General features: G+C 56.7%; 15 protein-coding genes. 5 read left to right on the top strand and 10 right to left on the bottom strand.

Features of this window, described 5'->3' with window-relative positions:
• Positions 1–121: 121 nt before the first annotated feature.
• Together K6R05_RS10335 and K6R05_RS10330 are read right to left on the bottom strand one after the other, a co-directional pair.
• A complete protein-coding gene (locus K6R05_RS10335; protein WP_222924098.1) occupies positions 122–1,270 on the bottom strand; it encodes an MFS transporter in 1,149 nt (382 codons plus the stop codon).
• Positions 1,270–1,806, bottom strand: a complete 537-nt coding sequence (locus tag K6R05_RS10330; RefSeq protein WP_222924097.1) for a TetR/AcrR family transcriptional regulator — start codon at positions 1,804–1,806, stop codon at positions 1,270–1,272. The genes K6R05_RS10335 and K6R05_RS10330 overlap by 1 nt, the downstream gene beginning before the upstream one ends.
• A gap of 543 nt (positions 1,807–2,349) precedes the next feature.
• Between K6R05_RS10330 and K6R05_RS10325 the strand changes: the two genes are divergently transcribed.
• On the top strand, positions 2,350–2,625 hold the full coding sequence (locus tag K6R05_RS10325; RefSeq protein ID WP_222924096.1) for a hypothetical protein: 276 nt from the start codon (positions 2,350–2,352) through the stop codon (positions 2,623–2,625).
• A 98-nt stretch (positions 2,626–2,723) separates the two neighbouring features.
• Here K6R05_RS10325 and budC read toward each other — a convergent pair whose 3' ends face one another.
• The 4 genes from budC to treZ all read right to left on the bottom strand — a co-directional run bounded on the left by budC (position 2,724) and on the right by treZ (position 10,057).
• The gene (gene budC / locus K6R05_RS10320; protein ID WP_222924095.1) at positions 2,724–3,488 is read right to left on the bottom strand and encodes a meso-2,3-butanediol dehydrogenase; all 765 of its coding nucleotides are present in this window, start codon (positions 3,486–3,488) and stop codon (positions 2,724–2,726) included.
• Positions 3,489–3,614: 126 nt separating this feature from the next.
• A complete protein-coding gene (glgX, locus tag K6R05_RS10315; protein ID WP_161732524.1) occupies positions 3,615–5,690 on the bottom strand; it encodes a glycogen debranching protein GlgX in 2,076 nt (691 codons plus the stop codon).
• A gap of 57 nt (positions 5,691–5,747) precedes the next feature.
• Complete coding sequence (treY, locus tag K6R05_RS10310) at positions 5,748–8,276, bottom strand: malto-oligosyltrehalose synthase (protein WP_222924094.1); 2,529 nt, start codon at positions 8,274–8,276, stop codon at positions 5,748–5,750.
• Positions 8,273–10,057 carry a malto-oligosyltrehalose trehalohydrolase gene (gene treZ / locus K6R05_RS10305; RefSeq protein WP_222924093.1) on the bottom strand — a complete coding sequence of 595 codons (1,785 nt, stop codon included), beginning with the start codon at positions 10,055–10,057 and terminating at the stop codon, positions 8,273–8,275. The genes treY and treZ overlap by 4 nt, the downstream gene beginning before the upstream one ends.
• A gap of 428 nt (positions 10,058–10,485) precedes the next feature.
• On the opposite strand from treZ, the gene K6R05_RS10300 reads away from it, so the two are divergent.
• Positions 10,486–10,782 (top strand): hypothetical protein, encoded by a 297-nt coding sequence (locus K6R05_RS10300; protein WP_161732518.1) that lies wholly within the window; start codon positions 10,486–10,488, stop codon positions 10,780–10,782.
• Between the two features lie 58 nt (positions 10,783–10,840).
• Here the strand turns inward: K6R05_RS10300 and K6R05_RS10295 are convergent, their stop codons facing one another.
• Entirely contained in the window at positions 10,841–12,097 is a 1,257-nt protein-coding gene (locus K6R05_RS10295) for a mechanosensitive ion channel family protein (protein WP_161732516.1), read from the bottom strand.
• A 224-nt stretch (positions 12,098–12,321) separates the two neighbouring features.
• Here K6R05_RS10295 and K6R05_RS10290 point away from each other — a divergent pair, with 224 nt between their 5' ends.
• On the top strand, positions 12,322–13,980 hold the full coding sequence (locus tag K6R05_RS10290; protein ID WP_222924092.1) for a methyl-accepting chemotaxis protein: 1,659 nt from the start codon (positions 12,322–12,324) through the stop codon (positions 13,978–13,980).
• A gap of 97 nt (positions 13,981–14,077) precedes the next feature.
• Here K6R05_RS10290 and katE read toward each other — a convergent pair whose 3' ends face one another.
• Positions 14,078–16,342 carry a catalase HPII gene (katE, locus tag K6R05_RS10285; RefSeq protein ID WP_222924091.1) on the bottom strand — a complete coding sequence of 755 codons (2,265 nt, stop codon included), beginning with the start codon at positions 16,340–16,342 and terminating at the stop codon, positions 14,078–14,080.
• A gap of 386 nt (positions 16,343–16,728) precedes the next feature.
• On the opposite strand from katE, the gene zinT reads away from it, so the two are divergent.
• Complete coding sequence (gene zinT / locus K6R05_RS10280) at positions 16,729–17,379, top strand: metal-binding protein ZinT (RefSeq protein WP_222924090.1); 651 nt, start codon at positions 16,729–16,731, stop codon at positions 17,377–17,379.
• A gap of 65 nt (positions 17,380–17,444) precedes the next feature.
• On the opposite strand, the gene K6R05_RS10275 is transcribed toward zinT, so the two are convergent.
• The gene (locus K6R05_RS10275; protein ID WP_150012898.1) at positions 17,445–17,810 is read right to left on the bottom strand and encodes an MmcQ/YjbR family DNA-binding protein; all 366 of its coding nucleotides are present in this window, start codon (positions 17,808–17,810) and stop codon (positions 17,445–17,447) included.
• Positions 17,811–17,911: 101 nt separating this feature from the next.
• Between K6R05_RS10275 and K6R05_RS10270 the strand changes: the two genes are divergently transcribed.
• Positions 17,912–18,922 carry an apurinic/apyrimidinic endonuclease family protein gene (locus tag K6R05_RS10270; RefSeq protein ID WP_222924089.1) on the top strand — a complete coding sequence of 337 codons (1,011 nt, stop codon included), beginning with the start codon at positions 17,912–17,914 and terminating at the stop codon, positions 18,920–18,922.
• On the opposite strand, the gene K6R05_RS10265 is transcribed toward K6R05_RS10270, so the two are convergent.
• Entirely contained in the window at positions 18,915–19,778 is an 864-nt protein-coding gene (locus K6R05_RS10265; RefSeq protein ID WP_161732503.1) for a glucose 1-dehydrogenase, read from the bottom strand. The genes K6R05_RS10270 and K6R05_RS10265 overlap by 8 nt on opposite strands.
• Positions 19,779–19,819 lie beyond the last annotated feature (41 nt).

The following is a 19,819-nucleotide window of genomic DNA, read 5'->3' as shown; positions in this document are numbered from 1 at the left end:
CGTTTAATTATAAAGTGACATGGTTATTCCTGATGAGCCGGACAGTTCTGTTTTACGCTGTCTGGCAAATAATATAACCAGTTAACTCCCCGGCTTTATGCTGCTTTTAATTATTAACGTCTTATTTATCTGATGCGTTACTATTCTGCGACGGTGTAATAAACAGCAGGAGCAGGGCACTGAGTGCAAACAGCGTTAATGCCGTAATGGCACCCAGCGCGGCGTAAAGCTGACCAAACAGCAGCGATCCTGCGACCTGACCAGCTGCCAGCATAAAAAAAAGGATACCGACGCCTGTCGCGGGCTCTTCAGCTGTGGCCTGTGCTCCCCACACCAGCAACACGCCCGACAGCGTGACGTAACCTGCGCCGCAGCAGGCCACCGCAATCAGTAAACCGGCAGATTCACCGTGACTGAAGGCCAGAACCAGCAGTGGCAATGCCATTCCGCACAATGACAGCCGGTAAACCGCGTTCAGCCCGATACGGGCAGCGACCGGGCCGGTTGCGGCACCCACAATGCCTGCACCTCCGGCAACCAGCCAGAGTAAACGGGCGGTCTCTGCATCAACGCCGACATGCTGGCGCAGCAGCGCCGACCCAAAGCTCCACCAGGCCGCACTGACAAGACCCGACATCAACGCTATGCCCATCAGCCGCCGCATCGCGCGACGGTAAAGACGCTGGTACCAGCGGGTGACGCGGGCGGCGCGACCAGCCCCATGAACCGACAGCACGCGCATCACCGGCAGCAGACAGGCCAGTGACAGCAGGGCGAACAGCAGGCAGGCGGCCCGCCATCCGCCAGGCAGCACGCTCAGGATCACCACGGTCAGAATGATACCTGCGCTGGTGCCGGCGTTGATCAGGGTATTGATGCGCGGCTGATCGGCAACCGCAATCCGGTTACTGACTGCCGCGGCCAGAGCGGGCGATGCCAGCCCTGAACTCAATCCTGCAACAAACAGTCCTGTCGCCAACAGTAGTGGTGAGGAGGCACAGGCGAGCAGCAGCAGCCCTGATGCTGCACTCAGGGCCGCCAGCAGCGCGGTCTGTCGGGCACCATAGCGGTCTGCCAGTGCGGCTGCGGTGAGAATAGTGAGGCAGTAGGCCACAAAGCTGCAGGCTGACAATAATCCCGCCTGCTGCGGGCTGAACGGAATATCTGCTGAAATCGAAGGCAGCATTAACCCCCACGAGAAGCGCGCCATGCCGTAAGTCACAGCAATCAGGCTAAAGCCTGTCAGCGCCAGCGTGGCGGGTGACCTCATCAGACCGCACCACTCTGCAATAACTGGCTGGCGACCTGTTCCGCCTGCCGCACAGCGTCAGGACCGGTAATCAGCGCTGTGGTAATCGCCCCCTCAAAGAGTATCCAGATGGCATCACTCAGCTGCTGATTAACACCGCCGCGCAGATGCGTCACGCATTGCGTAATGTAAGCACGCATCGTGGCGCGAAAGGTCAGTGCCTGCGATGCCAGCTCACTATCCCGCTCGGCATACTCTCCCCAGGCTTTCAGAAAGAAGCAGCCACGCGCGCCGTTTACTACCGTCCACTCATTCAGCACTGCAAACAGATGCGCGATTGCCTCAGGCTGTTGCGCTGGCAACAGTTCCGCCATAAAGCGCTGCTCGCGGGCGTCAAGCACCGCGGCGGTAAGTGCTTCGCGAGAGGCGAAATGATGATAAAGCGTGCGTGTTGAGACGCCCGCTTCGCGACAGAGTTGATCGGTACTGGTGGCGTGGAAGCCATGGGTATAGAAGAGCCGCTCGGCGGCCTGAAGAATATCGTCTCTCTTTTTCATTCCTTAAAAGTAAACCGATCGTTTTACTTTTTCAAGCCAGTTACGGTTAATTACTCCCGCCGGTATTGATAAACCCCTGACTCTGCCTGTATCAGCGCTTCGCTAAAAGAGAGGCGCTCTGCCGCTTTCACACTTTTTCAGCCTCAGTTTATCAATACTCATAAGTACCCCTGCGGCGAGTAATATCGTTTGTTGTGGCTCTAATCATAACGGCCGTGACATATCAGGCTGGTTATAGTGAAATTTCAAATAAATGACTGTTTTATAACGATTATTAGGGTTGCTGGCTTTTTATTGATGCATTAGAACCCTAAATGAAAGCGGGGCTGTAAAGCGGGGCGGGAAGTTTAAGCGCGCTGAATGACTGAAGCGATAATCGTGGCTGAAAAGGGCATATTCTCAAAGTCGGTTTGAGTGACGCAATAAAGTGGTTTTAGGGATAATTCTCAGTTAGTTTAATAAAGCTTCAGATTACAAATAAAAACTCTTACGAATTTTGGTTCGTTTTTTACGATACATACAGCAACTATCAGGATGACTACCATGCTCAAAGCCAGCTATTATTATCTGTGCCCGCGTCCCATGGGTGGATGGATTTTACACAAAGAAGATTGCGTAAATCTGTCAAAGAACGATAAACGCGTTTTTATTGGTTCGCTTTATACCCGACAGCAGGCGCTGGCGGTGGCGAAAGTCCATCACGCTAATGCCATATTGTGTAATGCCTGTCTGAGCACCTTTATTTGCCCGACCACAACCAGCACGGCAATTAAACCGGCCCGGGCGGCAACGCCAACCCGCCACACGCCAAAACATTGATTGCTGAAATTAAATGGCAGCAGTAAAAGAGAATAAAAGGAATTAACAGGGCGGGGCGTTCAGAATAAAAAAGGCAGCGTAATACGCTGCCCTGATACTTATGCCTGTTTAGGCTGGCCATTTGAGGCGGTAATTCCGCCATCAACCGGCAGATTGACGCCGGTAATATAACTGGCTTCATCGCTGGCAATAAAGAGAATCGCACGAGCAATATCATCCGCTTCACCGGCACGGCGCAGCGGAATACGATCGTAAAAACGCTCCAGCAGTTCCTGATCCTGTTTGGCATCTTCGGTGAGATCGGTAAAGGTGAATCCGGGACAGATAGCATTGACCCGCACGCCATCCGTACCGTAATCCATCGCCAGCGCACGGGTGAAGTTGGTAATCGCCCCTTTAGCTGCGTTGTAGATGCTCATACCCCAGTCGCCGCCTAAGCCGGAAACGGAGGAAATGTTGACGACGTTACCTTTGCTCTTTAGCAGCGCTGGCATGAAGTAGTGAACACCATGGAAAACGCCGTCGAGGTCAGTTTTCATCAGGGTTTTCCATGCGTCGAGGTCGACTTCATGGATGCGACCCTGAACGATAACGCCCGCATTATTTACCAGCACATCTACACGGCCATACTTCTTCAGCACCGTTTCTGACAGCTGTTTAACCTGTTCGGCTTCTGAGACGTCGCAGGCAGCCACCAGATGATCGCCCGCCGTCATTTCGGCCAGCGTCTCTTCCAGTTTCTGTCGGGTGCGTCCTACCAGCACCACGGATGCCCCTTCTTCAGCAAAGCGCTTTGCGCTGGCTTCGCCAATGCCGGATCCGGCACCTGTCACAACCACAACCTTCTGTGTAAATCTGGACATTATGCCTCCTTATCAGCATCAATTCTTACTGTTAACAACCGGTTAAGCCTGGCAACGATCTGCAAAAAAACAAGCGCAGCGCGAAATGCGCTGCGCCTGATGCCTGATTTTTAACCTGTTCAGTGACTAGGGACGTCTGAACAGGGCAAAGCTGCGTCCTTCCAGCTCGAAATCCTTCTCTTTGGTGATCACCAGTCCCCGCTTTGTCACGTCGCTGGTGGTCAGCTCCAGCACCCAGCCGCCTTCGCCAAACTGTGGAATGCGGAAGGGCACATTGCCTTCGAACGGATTAAGCAGCATCAGGACGTCATGCCAGATGCCTTCCTCGGTCTGCAGATCCGGCCGGCCGATATAGACGCCCAGCGTTGAGCCTTCATCCCACTGCTCACTCTGCTGGAAGCCGCCACCGGCGTTAAACCACTTGATATCCATGCCGTCGCGCCAGTTTTCACGGCGCAGCAACGGTTGCTGAGCACGCAATGTCAGGATCTGACGGGTGAACTCGCGCAGCGCCTCGGCAGATTCCGGCAGGTTATCCCAGTGTACCCAGGAGATTTCGCTGTCCTGGCAGTAGCCGTTGTTGTTGCCCATCTGGCTGCGGCCAAACTCGTCGCCTGCCAGCAGCATCGGCGTGCCGTGGGAGAAGATCAGCGTGGCGAGGAAGTTGCGTTTCTGTCGCTCGCGCACCGCGTTAATGCCTTCGTCATCGGTCGGGCCTTCAACGCCATAGTTGTAAGAGCGGTTGTCGTTGTGGCCATCGTTGTTGTCTTCACCATTCTCATCGTTATGTTTGTCGTTGTACGACACCAGATCGTTTAGCGTGAAGCCGTCGTGCGCGGTGATAAAGTTGACGCTGGCCCATGGACGCCGACCATGCTGATCGTAGAGATCGCCGGAACCCAGCAGGCGGGCAGCAAAGTCTGTGGAGACGTTGTTGCCTTTCCAGTAGTCACGCACCGTATCGCGATACTGATCGTTCCATTCTGCCCAGCCTGGCGGGAAGCTGCCCACCTGATAGCCGCCCGGACCGATATCCCAGGGTTCACCAATCAGCTTTTTCTGCGACAGGATCGGGTCCTGCATGATGGCATCGAAGAAGCCGCCGCGCGGGTCAAAACCATCCGGTTCGCGCCCCAGAATCGTACCGAGGTCGAAACGGAAACCGTCGATATGCATCGACTCAGACCAGTAGCGCAGTGAATCGAGCACCATCTGCAGCACACGCGGATGCGAGGTGTTCACGGTGTTGCCGGTGCCGGTGTCGTTGATGTAGTAACGATGCTGGTCGGGCATCGTACGATAATAGGAGAAGTTATCGATGCCTTTAAATGATAGCGTCGGCCCCAGTTCATTGCCCTCGGCGGTGTGGTTGTAGACCACGTCGAGGATGACCTCAATACCGGCATCATGGAAGGCACGCACCATGTCACGGAAGCCCTGAATGCCGCGCGGCCCGAAGTAGCGGGTCGCGGGCGCAAAGAAGCCCAGCGTGTTGTAGCCCCAGAAGTTTTTCAGCCCCTTATCCAGCAGGTGCTGATCGTCCGGGAACCAGTGCACCGGCAGCAGTTCGACCGAGGTAATGCCTAAGCTTTTGATGTAGTCAACGGTCGATTTGTGACTCATGCCGTCAAAGGTGCCGCGCATTTCAGGTGGCAGTGCGGTGTTGAGCTGCGTAAAGCCTTTCACGTGGGTTTCATAGATGACGGTTTTCGGCCACGGCACATTCGGGCGGTTTTTATCCTGCCAGTCGAATTCATCAGGGTCGATCACCCGGCACTTTGGCGTAAACGGCGCGCTGTCGCGGGTGTCGAACGTCAGATCTTTATCGTCATGGTAGAGATCGTACGCGAAGTGCGCCTCGTTCCAGGCGATGTCGCCCGCCAGTTCACGGGCGTACGGGTCGAGCAGCAACTTGTTCGGGTTAAAGCGGTGACCATTTTCCGGGTCATAAGGGCCATAGACGCGATAGCCATAGAGCGCGCCGGGCTTCAGACCTGGAATGTAGCCGTGCCACACTTCATGGGTATATTCCGGTAGCTCCAGCCGGGCAATTTCCGTTTTGCCGCTGGGATCGTACAGACAGAGTTCAACCCGCTCGGCGTGGGCGCTGAACAGGGCGAAGTTCACGCCCTGGCCATCAAAATTGGCCCCCAGCAAATGGCTGTAACCCGCCGTAATTTCAAAACGCTGACTGTTTGACATTTATGCCTCGTTATTCAATGAACAGATTGACGCGTAATAAACAAATTCTTTCTGACTTCACTGTGCCACCAGCACGGCGCACCACTGTGACGCCAGTGCGGTAAGCGGCAGCGGGTCGCCTGCATTGAGGGTTTTACCGCTCAGCACATCCTGATAGCCGCGCTGACCGAGTGCCGCGGGCAGGGCGATATGCGTATCAGCCCAGCGCGCCTCAGACGGCTGATCGAGATTCTCCGGCAATGCGTTAAAAACCCGGCGTGAGACAATCACGATGACCGCCTGATCCTCATGGGTGCGGGCAAAGGCGAGCACGTTATCCTGCTGCGCGCCCTCTGCGGACAGCGGCAGGTAGTCACCGTGGCGGAACAGCGCAGGCTGCTGCTGACGCAGCGTTAACAGCTTTACAATCGCCTGCTGATTGACCTGACCGCGCAGCCAGTGCGTCTCACTGTCATCGTGCTGTGGCGCGTTAAGCATCGCCGCCAGCGCATCAAAGTCGGGTTCGCGGCGGTTATCGGGATCAACCAGGCTGAAGTCCAGCGCCTCGCTGCCCTGATAAATATCGGGTACGCCAGGTGCGGTCAGTTTTACAACGGTCTGGGTAAGGCTGTTGACCAGTCCGGCGCGCATAAAGGGTTGCAGCGACTGACAGAAATCAGTCAGGAAGGTGCTGTTGCCGGGCGCAAGCAGATGACGGGCATAGCTCAGCACCGCCTCTTCATAGTCATCGTTATTGTCGGCCCAGTCGGTGCGCAGTTTGGCTTCACGCATCGCTTTCTCAACATAGACCACAAAGCGGGCTTCCAGCGCCGCCAGACCTTCCGCATCCTGCGGCTGCAGGGTGGTCGGCCAGACGCCGGCCAGCGCTTCATACAGCATCCACTCAACCGCCGGTTCCGGTGCCGGGCCATCTTTCAGGCGTACGACGTGATCCCTGTTCATCTCCCGCCAGCGGCTCACGCACGCCGCCCAGCGCTGTGGCGCTTCGGTCAGGGTATAGAGCCGCGCACGGGCATCTTCACCGCGCTTGGTGTCGTGCGTTGAGGTGCCCGACAGCGCATCGGGTTGATGTTCGCGCCGCGCCTGCATTTCCGCATGGAATTGATCCAGCGAGAAGTGGCGCGCCAGCGGCTCAGCGCCGACTTCATTCAGCGCCAGCGCCATATGCTGGCGGAAGAAGAGGGTGTCCTCGACGGATTTCGCCATCAGCGGACCAGTCAGCTGCTGGAAGCGGGTGCGGAACTGCGTGGCATCGTCACGAGCCGTGTCGCCCACCTCTGCACGCAGAATGCGGGTCAGGAAGTCGAGCGCCTGTGTGTCGGGCGCGTGTGCACTGGCTTTGACCTGGCTGACCACCTGGTCCAGCAGCGCGGTATCGGCTGGCGTCAGGCCTTCCGGCGTGCCATAGGTGCGGTAAACCGGGAACGCGACCAGCAGCTCACGCAGGGCATTTTTCAACTCTGCTTCCGGCTGAGTCGTGCCTTCTGCCTCAGCAATCTTCAGTGCCAGTTGCAGTAAGCGGTTAAATTCGCCAGCAAAGTTGCGGTTGGCCATCAGCAGCTTAGCGGCACGCAGCTCCGCTTTCATGTCGACGGTTTTGCCAATCACGGCCTGATAGGCTTTACGCAGTCCGCTCAGGCGCTCGCTGTCGACCAGCAGATTAGCGAGTGCAGCCATAAACTCATAACCGGTGGTGCCGGAGACCGGCCACTCGTCCGGCAACTGTTCATTGTCACCAAGAATTTTTTCCACGGTGAGATAGCAGTCGGGACCGGCAGCCTGGCGTAACTGCTCCAGATAGCCGCGCGGATCGGCCAGACCATCCACGTGGTCGACGCGCAATCCCTGCACCGCGCCGCTGTGGACCAGTTCGAGGATCAGCTGATGAGCGGCATCAAAGACGGCCTTGTCTTCCACGCGCACGCCGACCAGACCGGTCACTTCAAAGAAGCGACGGTAGGAGAGATCGTTGGGTGCGTCGCGCCATGACATCAGTCGCCACGGCTGCTGGTCGTGCAGCTCGGCGATCTCTGCGGCATCGCGCAGGGCGAGTACCGCCTCTTCACGATCCTGCCAGGTCTCAGGTTTCAGCGGATAGAAATTGTCAAAGTAGGCCAGCGCCGGTTTACCGGTCTGCGGATCGCGCTGCACGCTGATATCACCGTTTTCCAGCACCGCCTCAAACGTGTCACCGAGGAACGGCAGCGTCAGGCGGCGTGACCAGTCGATATCGAAATAAGTGGCATAGCGACTCTGTTGGCCATGCTCAATGACGTCGCGCCACCACGGGTTCTCCAGCGAGGCGGCCATATGGTTAGGCACGATGTCGAGGATCAGCTCCAGCCCGGCCGCTTTCAGCGCGGCCACCATGCGGTCAAAACCTTCCCGGCCGCCAATCGACGGCTCAATCTGGTTAACGTCGGTCACGTCATAGCCGTGGGTTGATTCAGCGGTAGCGCTGAAGATCGGCGAGGCATAAAGATGGCTGATGCCCAGCTGTTTCAGGTAGGGCACCAGCGCCGCCGCACGGTCAAAGGTCATGCCATTGCGGAACTGGATGCGGTACGTTGCGGTTGGAATAGTCATTCTGCTTCTCTCTTAGCCAGACGCACCACGATAGCGTTGGGAATCAGTTCGGTTGCGGTCTGCGGCCAGGCAAACAGCGTTTCACCCGGCAAATCCGGGATTGGCTGCGTGCTGTCGCCAACGTTCAGCGCCAGTGATAGCGTGCCCAGCGGGAAGTCCCAGCGCACCGCCAGGAAATCGTCTGCTGTTTTCACTATCTGCCCGGCATCACCACCAGCGGTCTGTAGCAGCGGCACAATATGTTCCTGACGCAGCGCCAGCAGATGACGCGTCAGCGCCAGCCACTGCTGACCTTCAGGCGTTTCTGTACGCGGCCAGTCAAGTTTCGACTGTTCAAAGGTGGTGATATCGTTAGGATCCGGCACGGTTTCGCCGTGACCGGCATGGCCTTCAAACTCGCGGGCGCGACCTTCACGCACCGCTTTAGCCAGATCGCCGTGGAAATCGGTGAAGAACAGGAACGGTCGGGTTTCGCCATACTCTTCGCCCATAAACAGCAGCGGAATGTGTGGCGAGACCAGCAGCATGGCCAGCAGCACCTGCGTCCGCTCTGCACCCGCCAGCGAGACCAGCCTTTCGCCCTGCGCACGGTTGCCCGTCTGGTCATGGTTCTGGATGAAGTCGACAAAGGCGACCGGCGGCTGACTGCTGCTCTTCACGCCGCGCGGCTCACCCGACTGCTTTGAGATTTCGCCCTGATAGACAAAGCCTTCTGCCAGCGCCCGCGCTACCCGCTGTGCCGGCTGGTCAGCGAAATCCTGGTAATAGGCGTGAGTTTCACCGGTTGCCAGCACATGTACGGCGTTGTGGAAGTCATCGTTCCATTCGCCGGTAAACAGCGGAGCGTCTCCGTTTTCGTCGCGCGGATGCAGGAAAGTGACGTTGCGGCAATCTTCCGTGGTGAGATGAATGGGGCGATCGGTAATGGTGGCGCGGATGCGCTCGGCAATCTCAACCAGCACATGCTTTTCGCTCGGGTCATCAATCTGATCGATGGCATCAAAGCGCAGGCCATCCAGATTAAACTCCTGCAGCCAGTAGAGCGGTGCTTCCACGATATAGCGGCGTACTGCATCAACGTCATAGGCGATACCGGCGCCCCACGGCGTCTGCCGCTCTTTATGGAAGAAGTCTGGCGCGAGCAGCGGAAGATAGTTGCCCTCCGGGCCGAAGTGGTTCAGCACGATATCCAGCACCACCGACAGGCCGTGACCGTGCGCCGCATCGATAAAAGCTTTGAAATCATCGGGTGATCCGTAGGCGGCATGCGGTGCATAGAGCAGCACGCCATCGTAGCCCCAGCCGCGATTACCGCCAAACTGCGACACCGGCAGCACTTCAATCATGGTGATGCCGGTCTCAGCCAGCACTGGCAGTTTCTCAATCGCCGCCCGGAAGGTGCCTTCCTGGGTAAAGGTGCCGATGTGCAATTCATAGACCACTGACTCTGTCCATGGACGACCCTTCCAGCCCATGTTCTGCCACTGATACGCGTCAGGATCGATCACCAGTGAGGGACCGTTGACCTCCGCTTTCTGGGCGCGGGCGGCGGGATCGGGCACTGCCGTGCCATCTGCCAGCACAAAATCATATTCGGCATTCGCCGCCACTCCGGCGACCTGGGCTTCAAACCAGCCGTCAGCCTGCGGTGTCATCTCAATGTCTTGACCGGCGAGACGCAGCGTCACGCGTTGCTGACCGGTTGCCCAGAGGCGGAAACGCACCTCGTCACTGGCAACCCGTTCAGCGCCCCAACTTTTAGAAAAAGATTTGGATTCCATTCAGTTGCCTCATTTAGCCTGGAATTACGCGATGGTGACCATCGCGCGAATAGGATGTCGATGACGCAAGCGTCAAAAAATCGTAAAGCTATCAGTGAGACCCGGATGCCAGGTGGGCTGGCGCGCCTCTTCAGCCAGGAAGCTGGACTGGTATTCAGCGTGGTGCGTCGGGAAGGGAAAAGTGAGACCGCTTCCACGCGGCATACAGAGAGTAATCATAGACTAAGATGTTGCAGTCGCAGGGCGGCAGGCGGTTCAGGCGCATTAATTTGCGTTAATTGCCTGGAATCGGCCTCTGACAGGGGGAAATCATGGAAGGCAGGTTCAGAAAACCCTGCCGGATGGCGCGGATTCGCTATAAGCTTAAGCGCGATCGCGCCGGTCACGCGGGAGGACCTGCGACACTGAACATATCAAAAGGATATTACGTGAGGAAACGCGTTCTGTTAGTCACGCTGCTGCTACTGATTTCCGCCTGTTCTAACCGGGTCGGGCACCGGCTGGACAGCCGTAATCTGCAGCAAATTCATGCCGGTCAGACGACTAAAGCCCAGTTGATCGCGCTGTTTGGTCAGCCTGACAGTGAGACGCCTTATCCGGACGGTCAGCGGTTGCTGAAGTGGACCTACAGCGAGGCGCGCACGCTGAACACCACTGAGGGGCAGACGCTGACCGTGCAGATGAAAAATGACAAAGTGCTGAACTATGCACTGAGTAAGAGTTAATGACCTGAGCCTCAGTGAGCTGCTGTGGCGGTGCGGGACTGCCCCAGCAGGTCACCGGTTACGGCATGCCGTTTGGCTCTGCATCCCCGCTGACGGGACGCGGCTGCGCCAGACGGGCGAAATCAGACCCTGCCGGATGCTGGTAAATCTGTAGCTCAAAGTGGCGGGCCATGGCAAAAATATACTCAAAAATCGCCGCCTGGGTATTTTCATAATCGGCCCAGAAAATGGATGAGGTGAAGCAGTAGATCTCCACCGGCAACCCATCCGGCGACGGTTTCAGTGGCCGTACCACGATATACATCTCTTTCTTAATATCATCACGCTGCGCCAGCCAGGCGGTCAGGAATTTACGGAACACCATCAGGTTAGTGATGCCGTTCTCCATAAACCAGCGGTCGCCAACGGCGCTGATATCCCGTCCATCCAGCAGCTCAGTAATTGATTCGCTGGCGATGCGGATCTGGCTCATCGCCTGCAGCATCTCCTGATTTACAAAAGTGATCGATTTCTGATCAAGATAAAAGCTGCGCATGATGCGGCGTGCGCCCGAGGAGAACATCGCCTGCCAGTTGGTATAGGTTTCGGTCAGGAAGTTCTTGGTCGGAATGCGCGAAATGGTGTTATCCCAGTTGCGGATGGTGATGGTATGCAGCGCAATATCGATCACCTCGCCGCTGATATTTCTGTCCGGCATCTCAATCCAGTCACCCAGTTGCAGGACATCGTTGGAAGAGAGCTGGATATTCGCCACCAGCGACAGCAGCGTATGCTGGAAGATCAGCATCAGCACCGCGGCGACCGCACCCAGCGAGGAGATGATAATCGCGGGCGACTTGTTGGACATAATCGCCAGAATCATGATCGCGGCAATAATATGCACCAGGATTTTGCCAATCTGGATATAGCCCTTGATCGAGTGATTCTTGCGCTTCGATTTGCGTGAGTAAGAGTTGTTAACAATCTCCAGCACTTCGTTGAAGAAGATCGAGAGATAGACAAAAAACAGGATGCCGCAGATGGTCTGAATCGCCACTTTCAGGTTTTCAGGCAGGCCCGGCATAAATTGCAGGAAATTGTAGACCACAATCACCGGCACAAAATTTGACAGCTTCTGAGAGAGGCGGACATCTTTATCCAGCGGAACGTCTTTTTTATGACCGCTGAAAAAGACCTTCCTGATCACTTTGACGATGAAAAATTTGCAGATCAGGTGAGTGACCATCCCGGCCATAATCAGCAGCAGCAGGCTGAAGCCGATCGACAGCACCCGGTTTCCCTCAATAAAACTCATCAGACTCTGAATGTAATGCATGTTAACCACGTGCGAAAAATGTAAGGGGCGAATTCAACCACAGCATGGGGTTGCTTGTTAAGCGCGGAATGCGTTCAGGCCCCGTCGCCCCCTTTTTTCAGTGCAGTACGACGGGCTGGCTGCATCCGGCGTGTTGCGGAGAGCAAGCTTCTCCGCGACTGTGCTCAGATAAATGCCTCGCTGGCCGATAACAGCTTTATCTTCTCTGATATGAGTCTGCGGACATGCTTAAAAATCTTAAAATAACTCACGGTATTCTGGCGGTGCTTGCCGTCTTTATTACGTTACTGACTCTGACCGGATTTCTGTTCTACAACGGCGTATCCAAAGCCGACAAAAACTTTGTGGCGGCCGAGCAGTTGACGCTGCAGCAGCAGCACCTGAGTGATGCCGTAAAAACCCTGATAAAAACCCGCGTCACCATCAACCGCGTGGCGATCCGCTTCCTGAAAAATCAGCAGGACCCAAAATCCCTTGCGGCGATGGCTGCGCTGCTAACACAGGCAGGTCAGTCAGCGGAAAAAGCGGATGCAGACTTTAAAGCGTGGCAGGCGATGCCGCGTAAAGCAGGACAGGGCGAAGCCCAGTCAACGCAGGTTCAGACTGCCTATCAGCAGATGCGTGACACCATGCTGGCCTCCATTACCTTTCTGAAGCAGGGCAACTACCCGGCGTATGGCAATCTCGAAGCACAGGCGGCGCAGGACCAGCTCGACACGGCCTATGAAGCCTGGCGTGCGGTGAACATCCAGCTCATGAAAGATACCTCTCTGCACAACCAGCGCAGCCTGACCGACGCGCTCTGGGCGCTGCTGACTATCGGCCTGATTACGGCTGTGATTGGTGTGGCAGTCTGGATGGGACTGCAGAAGCTGCTGATTAACCCGCTGGCCAGGCTGACCGCGCATATGCGCGCTATCTCGGCCGGTGATTTAACCTCTGATATTCAGCACGAGGGCCGCAACGAGATGGGCCAGCTGATTCAGGAGCTGCAGCAGATGCGCGATGCGCTGGTGGTCACCATTACCTCGGTCGATGACGCCACCCGCTCGATCTTCACGGGTGCAGCGGAGATTTCCGCCGGCAGCACCGATCTCTCCTCGCGTACCGAACAGCAGGCAGCCGCGCTGGAACAGACTGCCGCCAGCATGGAGCAGCTTACCTCGACGGTGAAACTCAACGCAGACAATGCGCAGCAGGCGACCACGGTGTCGAAAGAGGCATCAGCTACGGCTCTGCAGGGCGGTGAGACCGTTGCCCGGGTGATCGCCAACATGGATCAGATCAGCGAAAGCTCGAATCAGATCGCCGGTATTATCGCCATTATCGACAGTATCGCCTTCCAGACCAATATTCTGGCGCTGAACGCCGCCGTTGAAGCCGCGCGTGCCGGTGAGCAGGGTCGTGGATTTGCAGTGGTAGCGGGTGAAGTGCGCTCGCTGGCCGGACGCAGCGCCAGCGCCGCGCAGGAAATTCGCGGACTGATCGACCGCTCAGCCGAGCGGATTAAAACCGGTGCCGGCCATGCTGCGCAGGCGGGCGTCGCGATGGAGAGCATCGTGACGTCGGTGAGTCGCGTCACGCAGCTGATCGAAGAGATCGCCGCCTCCTCGACGGAACAGACCCGTGGCATTGAGCAGGTCTGCAAAGCGGTCTCGGAAATGGATGGCGTGACGCAGCAGAACGCCGCGCTGGTGGAGGAATCCGCCACTGCCGCCGCCTCACTGGAAGAGCAGGCGAGCTACCTGCGTAAAACGGTATCGGTATTCAAAACCGGCACGCTGCATACGGCGTTCTCTGCCGCACCGGTAGCGAAGGCGATTGTTGTGCCAAAACGTCAGCCTGTCGCTGTGATGGATAATGAGAACTGGCAGACCTTCTGATAATGGAACGTCTGACGGATCACCGCACATGCGACAGTGCTCCGGTTTTCAGCATAAAAAAACCGCCCCTGGAGGCGGTTTTTATTCACTCAACGCATCAGGCCGGGACGGACTGTGCCTTCTGGCTGCGCGACCAGACGCGGTGCGCTTTCATCGCCTGCGTGAACTCTGACATCATCGCGCTCTCCGCCGAGTCGCCCTGCACAATACCTTCTTCCTGATCCGCATCTTCCAGACCGAACTGCGCTTTAAAGCGACGCGCGTTACCCACCAGACCAATCACCTTAAGGTGCTTGTAGGCTTCCAGCAGGAAATAACGGGCATCGCCGCTTAACAGCAGGGCATCGATATTGCCATCCGGTACGATGACCGCATCAAAGGTCAGAGAAGGCAGGCCGGCAAAGGTGGCATCAACCGGCAACACAGAGCCGTCATCCGCGCGCACCTGACCCATATGCGGCGCCAGCAGTTTGGCATGCACACCTTCCGCTTTCAGCGCCTGCAAAATCGCCAGCACATCAGCGGCTTTTACACCATCGCTCAGCAGCAGCGCCACCTGACGACCTTTAATCTCACCATCCGGGATAGCGTAAAGGCTCAGGCTGTCATCTTTGGTCAGGCCGTTCACCGCAGCCGGTGGCTGGAGATTGAGCTGCTCATCAGTCAGGGCAAGTCCGAGGTTATCCGCCACGCCCTGCGCCAGTCTGGTATCAATGCGTGCCAGATGATCGACCACACGCTCACGAATATAGGCGCGCGCCACTTTACTCAGCTCAAACGAGTAAGCACCGATGATGTGCTGCTGCTCGACTTCAGTCTGGCTGTTCCAGAACAGGCGCGGCTGGGAATAATATTCGCCGAATGACGGGCTGCGCTCGCGCACTTTGTGGCCCTCAACCCGCTCCTGATAGCTTTCGAAGCCGCCGCCTGTTGCAGCAGGTGGGGTTTCGCGCGGCCAGTTGTCGTTGATTGAGTTCGGCTCGTAGTTTGCCGGATTGGTGTCGATATCCTGACGATGCATGCCCTGACGCTGGAAGTTATGGTACGGGCAGGTCGGTCGGTTGATCGGGATCTCATGGAAGTTCGGTCCGCCCAGACGACTGATCTGCGTGTCGGTATAGGAGAAGAGGCGACCCTGCAGCAGCGGATCGTTGGAGAAATCCAGACCCGGCACGATATGGCCAGGGTGGAACGCCACCTGCTCGGTTTCGGCAAAGAAGTTGTCCGGGTTACGGTTCAGCACCATCTTGCCGACAATTTCCACCGGCACCAGTGCTTCCGGGATCAGCTTGGTGGCATCCAGAATATCGAAGTCGAATTTGAACTCATCTTCTTCCGGGATCAGCTGCAGGCCCAGCTCATATTCCGGGAAATCACCCGCTTCAATCGCTTCCCACAGATCGCGGCGATGGAAATCGGGATCGCGACCGGTCAGTTTCTGCGACTCGTCCCACAACAGCGAGGCTTTACCCGCCACCGGCTTCCAGTGGAAACGGACAAAGGTCGCTTTGCCTTCGGCGTTAATCAGGCGGAAGGTGTGGATACCGAAGCCTTCCATGGTGCGATAGCTGCGCGGAATGCCGCGGTCAGACATCGCCCAGATGACGTTATGCATGGTTTCCGGCTGCAGAGAGACGTAGTCCCAGAAGGTGTCATGGGCGCTCTGGCCCTGCGGGATTTCGTTGTGTGGCTCTGGCTTCACGGCATGCACAAAGTCAGGGAATTTGTGCGCATCCTGAATGAAGAATACCGGCGTGTTGTTGCCGACCAGGTCAAAGACACCCTCTTCGGTGTAGAACTTGGCGGCGAAACCGCGAATATCACGCACGGTATCAGCCGATCCGGCACCGCCCTGAACCGTAGAGAAACGCACGAAAACCGGCGTGGTCTGCTCGGGATCGCTGAGGAACTGCGCTTTGGTCAGATCTTTCAGGGAGCGGTAAGGCTGAAAATAGCCATGTGCGGCAGAGCCACGGGCGTGCACGATGCGCTCCGGGATACGCTCATGGTCAAAGTGCGTGATCTTCTCACGCATAATAAAGTCTTCCAGCAGCGTCGGACCGCGCGAACCGGCACGCAGTGAGTTTTGATCGTTGGCGATGCGTGTGCCCTGGTTGGTTGTAAGGGCGCGGTCGGTGCCGTTTTTACGGCTGGCTTCAAGCTGGTCAAGTTTGGCGTTGTGCGTCTGTGGTGCTTTCAGGCTGCCTGGGGCGGTAGGCTGCTTGCCTGGCGGGGTCGGTTCGGCTGGGGGCTGATGCGAACCATCTTTCGGTGCCAGCGATCCCAGACCCGGCTCTGATGATTCCGGGCCGGTGGTCGGTGCGCGTTCGCTCAGGGGTTTCTTCTCAGTTTCTTTCGACATTAATTCATGCTCCAGCTGGTATTTTACGTTCGGCGACACTAAATATAGAACAACCTGAACAATGCTGAGGTTAATTCGGCCATTTAACTGTAGTGACAGCGCCTTTTTCATCCGACAGCAAAACCGGGCTTATCGCTGACTGCTGATTATCGCTTCGCTTATTTACACCTTGTGCCGTCTGGCTTAGCGGCCTGCCAGCTCGCGCCTGCTGTGCTGGCAACGCGCTTTACAACCCCGTCAGATTGCTCTGCGACAGGAGAAGGCTATGCACCAGAAGATGACTCTGATCATTAAAAAAATTAATAGGGCGACAGGCAGATTTAGGTTGAATTGTGAAATGTTATATCATAACATTTCATCCTGTTACATGAATCGGGGATCGGGCTTTGAAAAATCATGCAGGTAAATGGATAGGAATCGCAGGCACGCTGTTAATCAGTCAGCAGGCGCTGGCACATGGTACGCATGCCCATGGAAAACCGCTGTCAGCGATGGAGCAGAAGGCGGCTGAAGGCATCTTCGCTGACAGCGATGTAAAAGATCGTCCGCTCTCTGACTGGGACGGAATCTGGCAGTCGGTCTATCCGCTGCTGAAAAGTGGCGAGCTGGACCCGGTCTGGCAGAAGAAAGCCCAGCAGGACAACAGTAAAACGGCAGAACAGTACAAGGCCTATTATCGCAAAGGCTACGCCACCGACGTCGATACCATTGGCATCGAAAATGGCGTGATGGAGTTCCATGTCGGCGATAAGATCAGCGCCTGCCACTATCACTATTCAGGGCACAAAATCCTGACCTACACGTCCGGGAAGAAAGGGGTGCGCTATCTGTTCGAGTGTCAGGACGCCAGCAGCACCGCCCCGAAATATGTGCAGTTCAGCGATCACACCATCGGGCCGCGTAAGTCCGCCCATTTCCATATCTTTATGGGTAACGCCTCTCAGCAGGCCCTGCTGGCGGAGATGGACAACTGGCCAACCTATTACCCTTACCAGATGTCGAACGCACAGGTGCTGGATGAGATGCTGCACCACTGAGTGCCGGGGCGGGGGCTGATGGCGTGCTGGTCAGGGCGGGTTTTCATTATTACCTTTCGCCGCCTTTATCCCACCCACACCGGGCGGCGTGAGGCAGGGATGCCGCGCACCACCCGCTGATATGACTCCTCAACCAGCTGCTGAATCAGGCCTGGCGACAGGCCGTCGCCGGGATAAACCGTAATCCAGTGGCGCTTATTCATATGGTAACCGGCGGTAATCGAGGGATAGATCACCCGGTGCAGCTCCGCCTGTTGCGGTTCGCATTTCAGGGTGATAATCGGCACGCCCCGCAGTTCGGTCAGCAGTAAAAACACTTTCCCACACACTTTAAAAACCTGATGTTCCGGCCCGAACGGATAGCCCGATTCGGCGGCGGGCAGCCGTTCAGCTGCGTCGATAGCGATACGCTGGATCGCGTGACCCTGCATAGTCTCTCTCCCTGTCATTATTCACTCTGCCTCTGTGGCCCGCGACTGGCTGGTCGCCAGAGGCCTGTTACACTTCTGATAAGCATCAATCAGGAGCAGTCATGAAATTAGGCTTTGCATGTAAGTATCTCAATAGCGACGGCAAACAGTTTTTCCCGTTTCGCGCGACTACCCGTAAACGATTTCTGAGTTTACCGCACGCTGAACGTCACCAGCTGGTTCATGAGATCACCGTTACCAATCTCAATAATCTCTACCTGACGCTTGAGCATCTGGCCACGTTACCCGCGCCGCTGCGAATGATGCGTATCGGCAGCGATCTGCTGCCGCTTTATACGGTGCCCGAAGCGACGCCGTTGTTTGCGGAATTCCTGCCTGAACTCTACCCGCTGTTTGCCCGCTGTGGTGAGCTGGCGCGGGCGCATGACATCCGGCTCTCATTCCATCCGGGCCAATATACCGTGCTGGCTTCCGACAATCCCGATGTCGTGGTGCGAGCCCTGGAAGATGTGGAGTATCACACGCTCTGCGCCTGTCTGATGGGCTACGGCAAAACCTTCCAGGATTTTAAAATCAACATTCATATGAATGGTAAGGCGGGATTCGACGGCTTTAAACACTCATTTAATCAGCTCAGCCCGGAAGCGCGACTGATGCTGACGGTGGAGAATGATGAGATTTCCTGCTCGCTGGATGATGTGCTGCAGGCGGCACCCCTCTGTCCGGTCGTGCTGGATATCCACCATCACTGGGTAAAAGAGAGTGAGTTTATTCAGCCGGATGATGCGCGCGTTGCCAGAGTAATCGACTCATGGCGCGGCGTACGGCCGGTGCTGCACTATTCGATTTCGCAGGAGGGGATTATTCCGCAGGCGGGCTGGCCCGATCAGCAGCAACTGGGCGTGAGCAAAAGCAAACTGCGGGCGCACTCCGACTTCTTTTTCAATCCGACGCTGAATGGCTGGGCGCTGTCGTTCCACGCTTTCGACATCATGTGCGAAGTGAAAATGAAGAATCTGGCGCGGGAGCCGCTTTATCAGTGGGGAATAACGCAGAAGCTGATAGAGAATCCCCTGGCCGAAGCGACCAGGGAATCGGCAAACGTTAAATAATCGCCACGCCGCCCGTGACGGCGATGGTCGCCCCGGAAATGTAGCTGGCTTCATCACTGGCCAGCATCACATAGGTTGGCGCCAGCTCAGCAGGCTGACCGGCACGCTGCAACGGTACTTCACTGCCAAAGGTCTTCACCTGTTCAACCGGCATGGTCGACGGGATCAGCGGTGTCCAGATGGGGCCGGGCGCAACCGCATTGGCTCGGATGCCTTTTTCCGCCAGCAAGGCTGCCAGGCCACCGGAGAAGTTAACGATGGCGGCTTTGGTGGCGGAGTAGGCGAGCAGTTTCGGTTTCGGCTGGTCAGCATTGATCGAAGCCGTATTAATGATCGACCCGCCTGCAGGCATATGTTTTGTGGCCGCTTTAGTGATGTAAAACATCGCGTACAGGTTAGTCTTCATCGTCCGATCAAACTCGTCGTCGCTGATCGCATCCAGCGAGTCGCGCGTCATCTGATACGCCGCGTTATTCACCACAATGTTAATCTCACCAAAGGCTTCAACGGCTTTATCAACCAGCGCGTTGCAGTGTGACGCATCGGTAATGTCGCCGGGCACCAGGACGGCTTTCTGACCGGCGGCCTCAACCAGTCGGGCGGTATCCTGCGCATCCTCATGCTCATCAAGATAAGAGATCAGCACGTCAGCACCTTCCCGGGCAAAAGCAATCGCCACGGCCCGGCCAATGCCGGAATCGCCGCCGGTAATAATCGCTTTTTTACCCGCCAGACGGCCTGAACCCTGATAACTCTCTTCACCATGATCGGGCTGTGGCTGCATCGCGGCGGTGCTGCCAGGCCACGTCTGCTGCTGCTCTGTGAATGGGGGTTGTGGACGCTGAGTGGATGACATGACTTCTCCTCCGTAAAAAATGGAAAAACCTGTCAGGGCAT

Origin of the sequence: Pantoea alfalfae (assembly GCF_019880205.1) — a bacterium.
GTDB classification, from domain to species: domain Bacteria; phylum Pseudomonadota; class Gammaproteobacteria; order Enterobacterales; family Enterobacteriaceae; genus Pantoea; species Pantoea alfalfae.
This window is presented reverse-complemented; position numbering and strand designations above follow the sequence as displayed.